The sequence below is a fragment of the Blautia acetica genome, from assembly GCF_038739805.1.
Taxonomy (GTDB): domain Bacteria; phylum Bacillota; class Clostridia; order Lachnospirales; family Lachnospiraceae; genus Blautia.
Map to the genome: position 1 here is coordinate 85,786 of NZ_JBBEWO010000002.1, position 16,068 is coordinate 101,853.

A 16,068-nucleotide genomic window follows, 5' to 3' on the forward strand; every position below is an offset into this window, starting at 1 on the left:
AGATGATATTAGACCAGATTGCAAAAGATACCCAAATCCGGGTGGCGAAAAAGAAAGAGGCATGCCCGCTGGAAGAAATCAGAGAAAAGGCCCTGGCTTGTGAAAATACTGGGGAATTTCCATTTGAGAAAGCTCTTGCGGGAAAAGAGATGTCTTTTATCTGCGAGGTGAAGAGGGCTTCTCCTTCCAAAGGGGTGATTGCCCCTGTGTTTCCTTATCTGCAAATTGCAGAGGAGTATGAAAAAGCAGGTGCTTCTGCGATTTCCTGTCTGACGGAGCCAAAATACTTTCTGGGACAGGACCGGTATTTGCGGGAGATTGCTTCTAAGGTGAACATTCCGGTGCTTCGCAAAGATTTTACAGTGGACAGCTATCAGGTATATGAGGCAAAGGTTTTAGGCGCCTCAGCCGTACTGCTTATCTGCAGTCTTTTGGAGGAGGAAACTCTGCGTGCTTATGTGGAACTTGCGCACAGTCTGGGGCTGTCGGCTTTGGTGGAGGCTCATGATGAGGGGGAAATAGAAAAGGCGCTCAGGGCAGGCACCAGGATTTTAGGAGTCAATAACCGGAATTTGAAGGATTTTACGGTAGATGTGGAAAACAGTCTGCGGCTTCGCCAGCAGGTTCCGGAAGACGTAATTTTTGTAGCGGAAAGCGGGATACGCACCGGGGAAGACATAGAAAAGCTGAAAAAAGGAGGGGTACAGGCCGTGTTAATTGGAGAAACTCTGATGAGGAGCAGAAATAAAGGGAAAATGCTCCAGGAACTGAAAGAAGGGAAGCGATGAGCAGGGTGAAAATCTGCGGACTGAAAACCGTGGAGGAGATTCGTATGGTGAATGATCTGCTGCCGGATTATGTGGGTTTTGTGTTTGCAAAGAGCAAAAGGCAGATTTCTTTTTCACAGGCCATTGCCATGAAGCAGAACCTTTCTGCGAAAATCAAAAGCGTGGGTGTGTTTGTCAATGCTCCGAAGGAGGAAGTGCTGCAGGCGGCCAGTCTGGGGATTGTAGATTTGCTTCAGCTTCATGGAGACGAGGATTGGGAATATGTGCAGCAGATAAAGGCGGAGACAGGGCTTCCGGTCATAAAAGCCATAAGAGTTCGAAACCGGGAGGATATTTTAAGAGGAGAGGAACTGCCCTGTGATTATCTCCTGTTGGATACTTACAGGGCAGGGGCATATGGCGGCTGTGGGGAAGTCTTTGACTGGAAGCTGATTCCAATGCTGAAAAAGCCCTTTTTCCTGGCAGGAGGACTGAATGGAGAAAATGTACAAAAGGCAGTTTCACGGTGCTGCCCTTTTGCCGTGGATGTCAGCAGTGCAGTGGAAGAGCAGGGAAGAAAATCAGAGGAAAAGGTACGCAAATTTCTAAAAAAGGTAAGAGAGGTACAGAAATATGAGTAAAGGAAGATATGGGATTTACGGAGGACAGTATATACCGGAGACCTTAATGCAGGCGGTACAGGAGGTGGAAGCGGCCTATGAAAAATACAGCAAAGACGAAGAATTTCAAAGGGAACTGGAGGATTTGCTGAAACATTACGCGGGGAGACCTTCTCTCCTCTACTATGCCGAAAAAATGACAAAAGACCTGGGAGGAGCCAGAATTTACCTGAAAAGGGAGGATTTAAACCATACCGGCTCCCACAAGATTAACAATGTGCTGGGGCAGGTGCTTTTGGCCAAGAAAATGGGAAAAACAAGAGTCATTGCAGAGACCGGGGCGGGACAGCATGGGGTGGCCACCGCTACGGCGGCAGCTCTTATGGGCATGGAATGTGAAATTTTTATGGGAAAAGAGGACACAGACCGTCAGGCTTTAAATGTCTTTCGCATGGAACTTCTGGGGGCAAAGGTACATGCCGTAACCAGCGGAACCCAGACTTTAAAAGATGCGGTAAACGAAACCATGCGGGAGTGGAGCCGCCGCATGGACGATACCCTCTATGTCCTGGGCTCTGTCATGGGGCCGCATCCTTTTCCCATGATTGTCCGTGATTTTCAGAAAATCATAGGAAAAGAAATCAAAGAGCAGCTTATGGAAAAGGAAGGATGTCTTCCCAATGCAGTCATTGCCTGTGTAGGAGGAGGAAGCAATGCCATGGGGGGCTTTTTATGAGTTTCTCCCCCATAAAGAGGTGCGGCTTATTGGCTGCGAAGCGGCAGGGCTGGGGGTAGATACGGCCAAACATGCAGCCACCATCAGCCGGGGGACAACCGGGGTTTTCCATGGCATGAAATCCGTTTTCTGTCAGGATGAATATGGACAGATTGCACCGGTGTATTCCATTTCCGCAGGACTGGATTATCCGGGAATCGGACCGGAGCATGCACATCTGGCGGAAACCGGAAGGGCAGAGTACGTGCCGGTTACAGATACAGAGGCAGTAGAGGCCTTTGAATACCTCTCCAGAACGGAAGGTATTATTCCTGCCATAGAAAGCGCGCATGCTGTGGCTTATGCCAGAAAGCTGGCCCCGTCCATGGAGAAAAACCAGATAATCGTAGTAAACATTTCGGGCAGAGGAGATAAGGATGTGGCAGCCATTGCCAGATACAGAGGAGTGGACATTTATGAATAGAATCCAGGAAGCATTTCAGAACAAAAAAGCATTTATTCCGTTTATCACAGGGGGAGACCCCTCTTTGGAAATTACAGAACGTCTGCTTTATGCCATGGAAGAGGCAGGGGCAGATTTGATTGAAATCGGAATTCCCTTTTCCGACCCCACCGCTGAGGGCGTGGTGATACAGAAAGCCAATGAACGTGCGTTAGAGGCAGGCTGTACCACGGATAAACTGTTTGATACCATAAAAAGGGCCAGAAAAAAAGTCCGGGTTCCCATGGTATTTCTCACTTATGTCAATCCCATTTATACTTATGGGAAAGAAAGGTTTATGAAAAGATGTGTAGAGTGCGGCATTGACGGGCTGATTGTGCCGGACATGCCTTTTGAGGAAAAAGGGGAGCTGGCTCCTGTGTGCGCCGATTATGGAGTGGAAATCATTTCTCTGATTGCGCCGACCTCAAAGGAGCGCATACAGAAAATTGCAGAAGGGGCACAGGGGTACATTTACTGTGTTTCCTCTCTTGGTGTTACGGGAGTGAGAAGTGAGATTACCTCGGACATTGCAGGTATGGTGAAACTGGTGCGCCAGGTGACAGATACTCCCTGCGCGGTAGGCTTCGGTATTTCCACACCGCAGCAGGCAAAGGAGATGGCAGGGATAGCAGACGGCGCCATTGTGGGAAGCGCTATTGTGAAAATAATCGAAGAATATGGAAAAGACGCGGTTCTCTCTGTGGCGGAATATGTGCAGAAAATGAAGAGAGCCGTATCCGAAAGAAGTCAGACGGACAGCGTACAGGATTTTTCTTGAAATCAGTAAAATCCTGTGCTATCATTAAGAACAGTGATTATACTCATCAGGAGGGAAAAACCGTGCAGAAATACGGAGTAAACGAACTTAGGAAAATGTTTTTAGAGTTCTTTGAGAGCAAAGGACATCTGGCTATGAAGAGCTTTTCTCTTGTTCCTCACAATGACAAGAGTCTGCTTTTGATTAATTCCGGTATGGCGCCTTTAAAGCCATACTTTACAGGCGCAGAAATCCCGCCCAGACGCCGGGTGACAACCTGTCAGAAATGTATCCGTACAGGTGATATTGAAAACGTAGGGAAGACAGCACGTCACGGCACATTTTTTGAAATGCTGGGAAACTTCTCTTTCGGAGATTATTTTAAGCGTGAAGCCATTGCCTGGTCCTGGGAATTTTTGACCGAGGTTGTGGGACTGGACCCGAACCGCCTGTATCCTTCTATTTATGAAGAAGATGAAGAGGCTTTTGAAATCTGGAATAAGGAAATGGGAATTCCTGCAGAGCGTATTTTCCGTTTCGGCAAGGGCGACAACTTCTGGGAACACGGCGCAGGTCCCTGCGGTCCCTGTTCTGAAATCTACTATGACCGCGGCGAAAAATACGGCTGTGGAAGTCCGGATTGTACCGTAGGCTGCGAGTGCGACCGTTACATGGAAATCTGGAACAATGTATTTACCCAGTTTGAAAATGACGGGGAAGGCCATTACACGGAACTGGTACAGAAAAACATTGATACCGGTATGGGTCTGGAGCGTCTGGCTTCTGTAGTCCAGGACGTGGATTCTATTTTTGATGTAGATACTTTGTGCGCTTTGAGAAACAAGGTCTGTGAACTGGCTCACACCGAATATAAGAAGGATGAGACAAAAGACGTTTCCATTCGTCTGATTACCGACCATATCCGTTCTGCAACCTTTATGATTTCTGACGGTATTATGCCCACAAATGAAGGAAGAGGCTATGTACTGCGCCGTCTTATCCGCCGTGCAGCCCGCCACGGACGTCTTCTGGGAATCGAAGGCAAGTTCCTGGCAGAGTTAGGCGCCGTTGTCATTGAAGGCTCCAAAGACGGTTATCCGGAACTGGATGAAAAGAAGAGTTTTATTTTCCAGGTGCTGACAAAAGAAGAAGAACAGTTTAACAAAACCATTGACCAGGGGCTTCACATTCTGGGAGAAATGGAAGAGGCTATGCAGAAGGAAGGCACAACGGAGCTTTCCGGCGCAAATGCATTTAAGCTGTATGATACCTATGGTTTTCCGATGGATTTGACAAAAGAAATTTTGGAAGAAAAGGGTTATACCATTGATGAGAAAGGCTTCCAGGAAGCTATGCAGGAACAGAGGGAGAAGGCAAGAACAGCCAGAGAAACCACCAACTATATGGGTGCGGACGCAACGGTTTACGATGAAATTGATATAGCCGTTACCACAGAATTTGTAGGTTATGACAAACTGGTATGTGATGCTAAAGTAACGGTTCTGACCACAGAAGAGGAAATCGTGGAGGCTTTGACCGAAGACCAGAGAGGAACCCTCTTTACAGAGCAGACGCCGTTTTATGCGACCATGGGCGGACAACAGGGTGATAAAGGTGTGATTGTCTGCGGTGACGCAGAATTTAAGGTGGAAGACACCATTCATTTAAGAGGCGGAAAAGTAGGACATGTTGGTGTTCTCACAAAAGGCATGATAAAAGTGGGCGATACCGTAACCTTAAAAGTATGTGAGACAGGAAGAGCCAACTGCTGTAAGAACCACAGCGCTACCCACCTGCTGCAGAAAGCCTTAAAGACGGTTCTCGGTTCCCATGTAGAGCAGAAAGGTTCTCTGGTAACTCCGGACAGACTGCGTTTTGACTTTGCACATTTCCAGGCCATGACGGCAGAAGAACTGGAAAAGGTGGAGAATATGGTAAACCGGGAAATCCGTGCAGGACTTCCGGTTGTAACGGATGTTATGACTATTGAGGAAGCCAAGAAGACAGGCGCTATGGCTCTGTTCGGCGAAAAATACGGAGAAAAAGTCCGTGTGGTTTCTATGGGGGATTTCTCAAAAGAACTCTGCGGCGGTACCCATGTAGCCAACACAGGAGAAATTGCAGCCTTTAAGATTGTAGCAGAAGCAGGTATTGCGGCAGGTGTGCGCCGTATCGAAGCCCTTACCGGAGACGGTGTATTTGCTTACTATAAAGAAATCGAGAAACGCCAGGCAGAAATCGCAGCAATGCTGAAGACTTCTCCGGCAGAAATCGAAGAAAAAATCGCACATCTCCAGGCAGAGGTGAAAAATCTGCACAGCGAAAATGAAGCACTGAAGGCCAAAATGGCAAAAGACGCAGTAGGCGACGTTATGAGCCAGGTACAGGAAATCAAAGGTGTGAAGCTTCTGGCAGTTTCCTTGGATGATGTGGATATGAACGGACTGCGTGACTTAGGCGACCAGTTAAAGGAAAAACTGGGCGAAGGTGTGGTAGTGCTGGCCAGCGTAGCAGGAGGAAAGGTAAGCCTTCTGACTATGGTGACAGAGGAAGCGCAGAAAGCAGGTGCTCATGCAGGAAATCTGGTGAAAGGCATGGCTGCCCTTGTAGGCGGAGGCGGAGGCGGACGCCCCAACATGGCTCAGGCCGGAGGCAAAAACCCGGATAAAGTACCGGAAGCCTTAAAAGCAGCAGCAGATATACTGGCAGACCAGATTAAATAAAAAATTTGTTTTTAGAAAAAGGAGGCTGTTTGATAGGCCCCCTTTTTTTCTCTCTATTCGGCTGTATTGACAAACTGACTGTTGTACAGTGTCTTATAAAAACCGCCCTTTTCCATTAATTTTTCGTGAGTACCCTGTTCGATAATACTTCCATCCTTCATAACCAGAATTTCATCTGCACCCCGGATAGTGGAAAGCCTGTGGGCTACAATAAAGCTTGTGCGTCCCTGCATCAGACGGTCAAATGCTTTCTGAATCATCAGTTCCGTTCTGGTGTCAATACTGGAAGTGGCTTCGTCCAGAATCAGCATAGGCGGCAGACAGAGCATAACACGAGTGATACAGAGAAGCTGCTTCTGTCCCTGGCTGAGACTGTCTTCTTTCAGGATTGTGTCAAGGCCGTCGGGAAGGCGGCGGATAAATTCCCAGCTATGGGACATTTTGGCTGCCTGTATGATTTCCTCCTCCGAGGCTTCCGGTTTGCCGATAATAATATTTTCCCGAACCGTGCCGCTTTTTATCCAGGTGTCTTGCAGCACCATGCCATAGCTGCTTCTGAGGGCATGGCGGGAAACCTGGCGGATGGATTTTCCGTCTACAGAAATGGTTCCGGAATCCACGTCATAGAACCGCATCAGCAGGTTGATAAAGGTTGTCTTTCCACAGCCGGTAGGCCCTACCAGAGCAATTCTTCTGCCCGGCGCGGCCTTCAGGTTAAAGTCTTCAATCAGAGGCTTATCCGGTACGTAACGGAAAGACACGTGTTCAATGGCAACGTTCCCTTTTACATCTGAGAGAGTGCCGGAAGCGTCAGAACTTTCCGGTTCTTCTTCTAAAAGAGAGAAAATCCTGGAAGCGCAGGCCAGTGCATTCTGCAGTTCTGTGATAACGGAACTGATGTCATTAAAGGGCTTCATATACTGGTTTGCATAAGCCAGCATAACAGAGAGACCGCCTACGGTCAGAGCCCCTTTGGGAATCAGAAGCGCACCGGTCAGGGCAACTGCCGCATAAATGAGGTTGTTGACAAACCTTGTAGCAGGATTCGTCAGACTGCTGTAGAAAATAGCATGTTGACTGGCTTCTTTTAACTCTTCATTTATCCGGGAGAAACGGGCAGAAGATTTTTCTTCGTAACCAAAGGCCTGAACGACCTTTTGGTTTCCAATCATTTCCTCAATCAGGGCAGTCTGTGCTCCCCTGGCTTCACTTTGTCTCCGGAACATCTGAAAAGAATGGGAGGAAATAAACTTTGCCACAAAAAAGCTGAGAGGGGTCAGCACAATGATCAGAAGAGTGATAAATACGTTTTTGGAAAACATAAATACCAGGGTTCCCATAATGGTGACAACACCGGAAAAAAGCTGTGTGAAGCCTAAAAGCAAACCGTCTGAAAGGGTGTCTGCATCGGCAATCACCCGGCTGATGATATCTCCGGTGCTGTGTCTGTCCAGATAGGAGAGGGGAAGCACTTGAATATGGCGGATAGCTTTTGTGCGGATGTCCTGTACGGTACGGTAGGTCATGCGGTTATTGATGAGGTTCATGACCCAGGACGCGGCGCCGGAGAGAGCGGCCAATATGAGAATTTGCCATAGATACTGCCACATTTTGGAAAAATGCACCTGATTCCTGGCGACGATTTCATCAATGGCGTTTCCGAAAAGAATCGGAACATAAAGCTGAAGGATTACGGAAACTGCGGCAAGCACGATACTGGCTATCAGCAGAAACCGGTATCTTCCGATAAAGCGGAGTACCTTTTTAAAGGTTTCCATACTGCTGCTCTTTGTTTTCTTTGAAATACTCATGGGTTTCCCTCCCTTTTGGATGCCGGAAAGCTTTCGGCTTTGTGGTTTTCTGTATATTTTGTGCGTTCTTCGGGAAACTGTGAGAAGAAGATTTCCCGGTATGTTTCACAGGAGTCTACCAGCTGGTCGTGGGTGCCTTTTCCCACCAGGAGGCCATCGTCCAGAACGAGAATCTGTTCTGCATGACGGATACTGGCAGAACGCTGGGAAACCAGAAAGGTAGTCACATTTCCCCTTAGTGCATGAAGTGCCTTTCGCAGGGCTGCATCTGTGGCAAAGTCAAGGGCGCTGGCGCTGTCATCCAGAATGAGAATTTCAGGATTTTTCACAAGAGCACGGGCAATCGTAAGACGCTGACGCTGGCCTCCGGAAAGATTTTTTCCGTTCTGTGTCAGATGAAAGTCAAGCTGTCCCTCTTTTTTCTCCACAATCTCTCTGGCCTGGGCCATGGAAAGTGCTGCCCAGATTTCTTCATCTGTGGCATCTTCCCGTCCCCATTTCATATTTTCGCGGATGGTTCCCTTAAAGAGCGCTGCCTTTTGAGGAACAACCCCGATTTTTTCCCGGAGTACATCTTGGGTATAATTGCGAATATTTTGTCCGTCCAGAAGCACCTGACCTTCTGTGGCATCATAAAAACGGGCAATCAGGTTTACAAGGGTTGTTTTTCCGCTTCCGGTTCCTCCGATAATTCCTACAGTCTGTCCCTTTTCTACAGAAAAGCTGATGTCAGAAAGACTGGGAGCGCCTGTGTCCGGATAAGAGAAGGTCACATGTTCAAAAGCAACGGCACAAGCAGAGGGAGTGTGCGCTGCGGTTTCTTCCGGATAGTCCATAGCAGGTGTGATTTTCAGGATATCAGCCACACGGCCGGCGCAGGCTGCTGATTTGTTCAGCGTGATAATCAGAGAGGCCAGCTTAATCAGTTCAATAATCATTTGAGCCATATAGTTATAAAGCGCAACCACTTCGCCCTGCTGCATATTGCCTAAATGGACCTGGATTCCGGCTCTGCTGATGAGAATAACGGTGGCAAGGTTAATCAGGACATAAGTAAGCGGATTCAAAAGAGCGGACAATTTCCCTACAAATTCGTTGAGCTTTGTCAGTTCCCGGTTGTGCAGGTCAAATTCTGCCACAGATTCCTGTTCGCGGCAAAAGGCCCGAATGACCCGGACACCGGTGAGATTTTCTCTGGTAAGTCCGGTGACCTTGTCAAGTTTCCCCTGCACGTTCCGAAACAGGGGGATGCTGAGATACATAATGAGAAAGACGGCCAGAAAAAGTACAGGAATGGCTACAACAAAAATCAGGGCGCAGCGCACATTGACAGTAAAGGCCATGACCATGGAACCAAGGACAATAAAAGGGCTGCGCAGCAGCAGGCGGAGCCCCATGTTGAGGCCGTTTTGTACCTGGTTAATGTCATCGGTAAGCCTTGTAATCAGAGTATCTGTTCCCAGCCTGTCAAGCTGGGAGAAGGAAAAACTCTGTACATGGTCAAAGACAGCCTGTCTAAGCTCGGCAGCAAAGCCGGTGCTTGCCTTTGCGGCAAAAAACTGGGCTGTAATACTGACAGTCAGACCGGCAGCAGCCATGAGAAGCAGGATAAAAAAATTCTGAATGATAACCTCCCGGTTATTTCCCGCAATTCCCACATCAATCATACGGGCGATGACCACGGGAACCAGCAGGTCAAATACTACCTCCAGAAACTTGAAAAAGGGAGCCAGTATGCTTTCTTTTTTGTAGTTTTTCAAGTAGACAGCGAGACGTCGCATGTTCTGTTTCCTCCGTTTCTAAAATAAAGTTTCAGGAAAAACCTGATAGACAATCCATATTATACTCCAGCACAGAAAGATAGAAAAGGAGAAAAAGAAAAAAGTGTTGACATTAAAAAAAATGGTCTGTATAATATGAAAAAGTTAGGAAGCTAACTAAAAGAAGCGAGGTGCAAATGATGCAGGATATGGATGAAAAAATAAGAAACATGCATACAGGAAGACTGGTGAGAATACTCAACCATCAGTTAAAGAGAGAGCATAAACCCGTGGAAACTCCGGAAGAGAATGAACTTACCCCCATGCAGAGACATGTGCTGAAACACATTTTGCTGGAAACTCTCCACAGAGATATTTATCAGAAGAATATAGAGGAAGAGTTTAACATCAGAAAATCCACAGCGTCAGGAATTCTCAAACTCATGGAAAAAAACGGTTTCATATACCGGGAGAGTGTGAAGGAGGATGCCAGACTTAAGCGGATTCTTCCCACAAAGAAAGCAGAGGCCATGCGTCCCAGCATTCTGGAGCATATTCATGAAACAGAGGTTCGTATGACCCGGGGGATTTCCCAGGAGCAGCTTTTTCTGTGCAAAAAAACTCTTTATCAGATGTGTCAGAATCTTGCAGAAAAAAACAGGGAAAATAAGGAGGTAGACAGGATAAATGAATAAGACACTTTTAAAATCAGTCCGGGAATACAAAAAACAGTCGGTACTGGCCCCGTTATTTGTAATCCTTGAGGTATTGATGGAAGTTCTCATCCCCATGGAAATGGCAAAGATTATTGATACCGGCATTGCCGAAGGCAATCTTACCTACATTGTACAGCGGGGACTGATTCTTGTAGTCATGGCCATGCTGGCTCTTTGGTTTGGTGCGATTGCAGGAAAGATGGCTGCTATAGGTGCGGCCGGTTATGCCAAGAACCTGCGGCATGACATTTTTTACAAGGTACAGGAATTTTCTTTTAAAAATATTGACAGGTTTTCCACTTCGGGACTTGTTACCCGAATGACAACCGATATTACGAATGTACAGATGGCGTATATGATGAGTATAAGACTTCTGGCCAGAGCCCCCATTATGGTGCTTCTTTCCTGGGTTATGACTCTGCTGATTAACGTAAAAATCGCCCTTCTGTTTCTGATTGTCATCCCGCTGCTTGGCGGAACGCTTATTTTTATTGCAAAAAAAGCGCATCCTCATTTTATCAAAGTATTTGATGAGTATGATGTATTAAACAATTCCGTTCAGGAAAATGTAAATGCCTCCCGCGTGGTAAAGGCATTTGTAAGAGAGGATTTTGAAATCAGCAAATTCCACGGAATTTCAGGATATGTGTACAATCTTTTCACAAAGGCAGAAAAAATTGTTGCATGGAACTCCCCTGTTATGCAATTTACCATGTATGTTGTTGTACTGTTGCTTGTGGCAATCGGCGGAAAGAGTATTGTGACAGGAACTATGGCGACAGGAGAACTTACCAGTGTGATTGTGTATGCCCTTCAGATTCTCATGTCCTTGATGATGGTTACATTTGTGTTTGTTATGATTATGATTGCAGAGGCATCTACAGACCGTATTACAGAGGTTCTTACCGAAGTTCCGGAGATGAAGGATAAAGAAGATTCTGTAAAAGAGGTTCCAAATGGAGAAATTGTGTTTGACCATGTGAATTTCAGCTACAGCGGAAAAGGCGGCAATCTTTCTTTAAAAGATATTAACCTTCATATTAAATCAGGACAGACCATTGGTATTATCGGAGGAACCGGAAGTGCCAAATCCACTCTGGTTCAGATGATTCCCCGTCTTTATGACGTAACAGAGGGAAGCGTAAGGGTCGGAGGCAGAGATGTCCGTGACTATAACTTAGAGGCTCTTCGCGACCAGGTATCCATGGTGCTTCAGAAAAACGTGCTGTTTTCCGGTACGATTTATGAAAATATCCGCTGGGGAAATGAGCATGCCAGCGACGAAGAAGTGCAGAGAGTGTGCAGACTGGCTCAGGCAGACGGATTTGTCAATGAATTCCCGGCAGGCTATGATACCCAGATTGTTCAGGGCGGAAACAATGTTTCCGGAGGACAGAAACAGAGACTTTGTATCGCCAGAGCACTCTTAAAGAAACCGAAGATTCTAATTCTGGATGACTCTACCAGTGCAGTAGATACCAAGACAGACGCCCTGATTCGTAAGGCATTCCGCGAAGAAATACCGGATACCACAAAGATTATCATTGCGCAGAGAGTGGCATCTATTGAGGACGCGGACCAGATTATTGTTCTGGACGGAGGTTCTGTTGTGGGAGTAGGCACTTCCGAGGAGCTTCTGAAAACAAATGAAATTTACAGAGAAGTATACGAATCTCAGGTCAGAGGAGGTGAAGAGCATGAGTAAACAGGAAAACAAAAAGTCAAGAATCTCAAAAAATACACTGAAGACTGCAAAACGTCTTTTGAAATATGTAACAGAAACCTATAAAGTACGTTTCATTCTGGTTTTTATCTGCATTTTAATCAGTTCTGTGGCGACGATTTCCGTATCCCTGTCCTTGAAATTCCTGCTGGATGACTTTATTATTCCACTGATTGGACAGCAGAATCCGGATTTTGCAGGACTTTATAGTGCACTCAGTGTTCTGGGATGTATTTTCCTTCTGGGAGTTATTTCTACCTTTATTTACACAAGGATGATGGTTTACATCGGACAGGGTGTTTTAAAAAGAGTGAGGGATGATATGTTTGAGCATATGCAGACCCTGCCTATCCGTTACTTTGACCAGAGAACCAATGGTTCGATTATGAGTCTTTATACCAATGATACAGATACACTGCGTCAGATGATTAGCCAGTCCATTCCTCAGGCGCTGATGTCCTTTTTCACGATTATTGTAACTTTTATTTCCATGCTGGTACTCAGCCCGCTTTTGACAGTTCTGGCCGTTGTGGTTATTTTTGTAATGATTTTTGTTACAAGAAAAATCGGTGGAAACAGCGGGAAATACTTTGTCAGACAGCAGATGTCTTTGGCAGATGTGACTGGTTTTGTGGAAGAACGTATGAATGGACAGCGAGTGGTAAAGGTGTTTAATCATGAGAGAAAATCAGAAGAAGAGTTTGATGAGCTTAATGAGGCGCTGTTTGAGAGCGCATCCAGAGCCAATACCTTTGCCAATATGATGGGACCGGTAATCGGAAACATCGGAAATCTGCAGTTTGTACTCACTGCAGTTCTGGGCGGTTTCCTCTCTGTTCTGGGCGTAGGGGGAATTACCCTTGGCGTCATGGCTTCCTATCTGCAGTTTACAAAGAGCTTTACACAGCCTTTCATGCAGGTAGCACAGCAGTTTAACTCCATTGTTATGGCTCTTGCCGGAGCAGAGCGTATTTTCCAGTTGATTGACGAGGAACCGGAAAAAGATGAAGGCTATGTAACACTGGTAAATGCCAGAAAAGATGAAAAGGGCAATCTTGTGGAGTGCAAAGAGCGCACCGGTATGTGGGCATGGAAACATCCTCATTCCGCAGACGGTTCCGTTTCTTATACAGAGCTTACCGGCGATGTGGTATTTGAGAATGTAACCTTTGGCTACAATGAAGATAAGGTCATCTTAAAGAACATCAGTCTCTATGCAAAGCCGGGACAGAAGCTTGCATTTGTAGGCTCTACAGGAGCTGGAAAAACTACCATTACCAACCTGATTAACCGTTTCTATGATATTCAGGAAGGTAAGATTCGTTACGACGGCATTAATATTACAAAGATTAAAAAGGATGATTTACGCCGTTCCCTTGGAATCGTGCTGCAGGATACTCACCTGTTTACCGGAACCATTATCGATAACATCCGTTACGGAAAGCTGGATGCAACGGATGAGGAAGTGTATGCGGCAGCCCGCCTGGCTCATGCAGACCAGTTTATTCAAATGCTGCCAAACGGATACCAGACCATGTTAAGCGGTGACGGGGAAGAACTCTCCCAAGGACAGAGACAGCTGCTCTCCATTGCAAGAGCTGCAGTGGCGAATCCGCCGGTACTGATTCTGGACGAGGCGACCTCCAGTATTGATACACGAACAGAAAGCATTGTGCAGAAGGGTATGGATAACCTGATGAAAGGACGTACTGTTTTTGTCATTGCCCATCGTCTGTCCACTATCCGCAACAGTGATGCCATCATTGTTTTGGACCACGGAAAGATTATCGAAAGAGGAGACCATGAAGACCTTATTAAGATGAAGGGAACTTACTATCAGCTTTATACAGGTAAGCTGGAATTGTCATAAAAGAGACAGCATTGAGGGAGATTGGTGCTGGCAGGGATCATGTCGGCAGTAATCCTGAAAAAAATTCAGAAAAACTTGAAAAATTTGATTAAAACAGTTGACGAATGACAAAAATCTGCTATAATATCATTTGTGCAATAAAAATACCCAGACAGTTGTATTATGCACAATTTGCAGCTGGAGGGAGGTTAGGTGTGAGCTTATGTCAAATGTAATCGTAAAAGAAAACGAGACTTTAGATAGCGCTTTACGTCGTTTCAAGCGTAGCTGTGCAAAAGCAGGTATTCAGCAGGAAATCCGTAAAAGAGAGCATTACGAGAAACCAAGTGTTCGTCGTAAGAAAAAATCTGAAGCAGCTAGAAAACGTAAATATAATTAATGTGCAGTAAAAGCCTCTGGAAAGACCAGAGGCTTTTTTACAACATCTGCATATAGGACAATTCTAAAGGAAATGTATGAAAAAGATTATTGATATTATATCCAGCAGACTGTTTGTTACCATAGCGGCTGTGCTTTTGCAGCTTATCTGGATTTTTGCCGTGCTTTGGGGCGTGGGTGCCTTTTCCGGGCATATTATGAATCTTATCAGCCTGCTTAGTGTGCTTATGGTACTCTGGATTGTAAATAAAAAAATCAACCCCTCGTATAAGCTGGCGTGGACCATTCTCATTCTTGCGGTTCCGGTGTTTGGCGTCATTATTTACCTTTTATTCGGACAATCCCGTGTGGCAAAAAAAATGACCCAGGAATCCGAAGCAGTAATGAAAGAGATTTCCAATTATTTTCGGGAAAGCAGGGAGACCAGAGAAGCCCTTTCGGCGGAGGATACGGGCGCTTCCAATCAGTCTGCTTATATAAGGAACTGCGCCGGATTCCCGGTGCATACCAATACCACAACCAAGTATTATGCAGTGGGAGACGACATGTTTATTGACATGCTGGAAGATTTAAAAAAAGCAGAGCATTTTATTTTTCTGGAGTATTTCATTATCCATGAGGGAAGAATGTGGAATGCCATCTTAGACGTATTGGAAGAGAAGGTAAAGCAGGGAGTAGATGTGCGCCTGATTTATGATGATATGGGCTGTGTAACCACACTTCCCACACGATATTATAAGAAGCTGCAGGCCAAAGGCATTAAGTGTGCAGCCTTTAATCCGGTGCGTCCCATTTTAAATATTGTGCTGAACAACCGGGATCACAGAAAAATTCTGGTGATTGACGGACATACCGGCTATACGGGAGGCGTCAATCTGGCAGATGAATATATCAACGAGAAAATGAGGTTCGGACATTGGAAGGATACCGGAGTACGTCTTGTAGGAGAGGGAGTCTGGAATCTGACGGTGATGTTTCTGCAGATGTGGAGTGTGATTACCAGAATGAAGACCCATCTGCCTGCCTATGGACCGTATGTGTACCATCCCGAAGAGTTTGAAAGCGACGGGTTTGTTCAGCCCTATGGAGATTCACCGCTGGACGGAGAAGTGGTAGGAGAAAATGTTTACTTAAATATCATCAATCAGGCCCAAAAATATGTGTATATTGCCACGCCTTATCTGATTATTGATAATGAGATGATGACGGCTCTTTGTCTGGCATCTAAAAAAGGGGTGGATGTGCGGATTATCACACCGGGAATTCCGGATAAAAAGCTGGTTTTTCTGTTGACGCAGTCTTATTATCAGCAGCTTTTAAGCGCCGGGGTACGGATTTATGAATATACGCCAGGATTTATTCACGCCAAAAATTTTGTCTGTGATGACGAACTGGCGGTAGTGGGAACCATTAATCTGGATTACAGAAGTCTGTATCTGCACTTTGAATGTGCGGCCTGGCTGTATAAATGCAGCGCAGTGGCCCAGGTAAAAGAAGATATGACGGAGACGTTTTCCGTTTGTAAGGAGATTACTCTGGATGTGTGCAGACGGCAGAATGTGCTGCAGAGAGGTATGCAGAGCATTCTCCGTCTGTTTGCTCCCATGCTGTAAAATTTATGAAAATTTTAGAGTTTCTGTCAAATGGGAATAGACGAACAGGGGATATCATGATATAGTAGACATACTTATCAGACGTTTACAGGAGAAGATTTTATTTTTAA

At 45.9% G+C, this 16,068-nt stretch carries 11 protein-coding genes and 1 pseudogene; 10 read left to right on the plus strand and 2 right to left on the minus strand.

All coding sequences use genetic code 11. From position 1 onward, the window contains the following. Window positions 1-2: 2 nt before the first annotated feature. The 5 genes and pseudogenes from trpC to alaS all read left to right on the plus strand — a co-directional run bounded on the left by trpC (window position 3) and on the right by alaS (window position 6,087). Window positions 3-788 (plus strand): indole-3-glycerol phosphate synthase TrpC, encoded by a 786-nt coding sequence (gene trpC / locus WBS51_RS01750; RefSeq protein WP_173750006.1) that lies wholly within the window; start codon window positions 3-5, stop codon window positions 786-788. Continuing rightward, window positions 785-1,408, plus strand: a complete 624-nt coding sequence (locus WBS51_RS01755) for a phosphoribosylanthranilate isomerase (protein ID WP_173750007.1) — start codon at window positions 785-787, stop codon at window positions 1,406-1,408. The genes trpC and WBS51_RS01755 overlap by 4 nt, the downstream gene beginning before the upstream one ends. Further along, a pseudogene (gene trpB / locus WBS51_RS01760) lies at window positions 1,401-2,586 on the plus strand (tryptophan synthase subunit beta). Before WBS51_RS01755 ends, trpB begins: the two are co-directional and overlap by 8 nt. Further along, a complete protein-coding gene (trpA, locus tag WBS51_RS01765; protein ID WP_294460073.1) occupies window positions 2,579-3,385 on the plus strand; it encodes a tryptophan synthase subunit alpha in 807 nt (268 codons plus the stop codon). Before trpB ends, trpA begins: the two are co-directional and overlap by 8 nt. A gap of 62 nt (window positions 3,386-3,447) precedes the next feature. Continuing rightward, window positions 3,448-6,087 carry an alanine--tRNA ligase gene (gene alaS, locus WBS51_RS01770; protein ID WP_294460070.1) on the plus strand — a complete coding sequence of 880 codons (2,640 nt, stop codon included), beginning with the start codon at window positions 3,448-3,450 and terminating at the stop codon, window positions 6,085-6,087. 53 nt (window positions 6,088-6,140) lie between these two features. Here alaS and WBS51_RS01775 read toward each other — a convergent pair whose 3' ends face one another. Together WBS51_RS01775 and WBS51_RS01780 are read right to left on the minus strand one after the other, a co-directional pair. Beyond that, the gene (locus WBS51_RS01775; RefSeq protein WP_173749196.1) at window positions 6,141-7,898 is read right to left on the minus strand and encodes an ABC transporter ATP-binding protein; all 1,758 of its coding nucleotides are present in this window, start codon (window positions 7,896-7,898) and stop codon (window positions 6,141-6,143) included. Continuing rightward, window positions 7,895-9,679 (minus strand): ABC transporter ATP-binding protein, encoded by a 1,785-nt coding sequence (locus tag WBS51_RS01780; RefSeq protein ID WP_173749195.1) that lies wholly within the window; start codon window positions 9,677-9,679, stop codon window positions 7,895-7,897. Before WBS51_RS01780 ends, WBS51_RS01775 begins: the two co-directional genes overlap by 4 nt. A 188-nt stretch (window positions 9,680-9,867) precedes the next feature. Here WBS51_RS01780 and WBS51_RS01785 point away from each other — a divergent pair, with 188 nt between their 5' ends. The 5 genes from WBS51_RS01785 to cls all read left to right on the plus strand — a co-directional run bounded on the left by WBS51_RS01785 (window position 9,868) and on the right by cls (window position 15,958). Beyond that, a complete protein-coding gene (locus WBS51_RS01785; protein WP_308781650.1) occupies window positions 9,868-10,353 on the plus strand; it encodes a MarR family winged helix-turn-helix transcriptional regulator in 486 nt (161 codons plus the stop codon). Beyond that, window positions 10,346-12,079, plus strand: a complete 1,734-nt coding sequence (locus WBS51_RS01790; RefSeq protein ID WP_173749194.1) for an ABC transporter ATP-binding protein — start codon at window positions 10,346-10,348, stop codon at window positions 12,077-12,079. Before WBS51_RS01785 ends, WBS51_RS01790 begins: the two co-directional genes overlap by 8 nt. Next, window positions 12,072-13,967 (plus strand): ABC transporter ATP-binding protein, encoded by a 1,896-nt coding sequence (locus WBS51_RS01795; RefSeq protein ID WP_173749193.1) that lies wholly within the window; start codon window positions 12,072-12,074, stop codon window positions 13,965-13,967. The genes WBS51_RS01790 and WBS51_RS01795 overlap by 8 nt, the downstream gene beginning before the upstream one ends. Before the next feature lie 202 nt (window positions 13,968-14,169). Continuing rightward, window positions 14,170-14,346 carry a 30S ribosomal protein S21 gene (rpsU, locus tag WBS51_RS01800; RefSeq protein ID WP_004222305.1) on the plus strand — a complete coding sequence of 59 codons (177 nt, stop codon included), beginning with the start codon at window positions 14,170-14,172 and terminating at the stop codon, window positions 14,344-14,346. Window positions 14,347-14,422: 76 nt separating this feature from the next. Continuing rightward, window positions 14,423-15,958: a cardiolipin synthase gene (gene cls, locus WBS51_RS01805; RefSeq protein WP_294462682.1), complete on the plus strand. Its 1,536-nt coding sequence runs from the start codon at window positions 14,423-14,425 to the stop codon at window positions 15,956-15,958. Window positions 15,959-16,068: the final 110 nt, after the last annotated feature.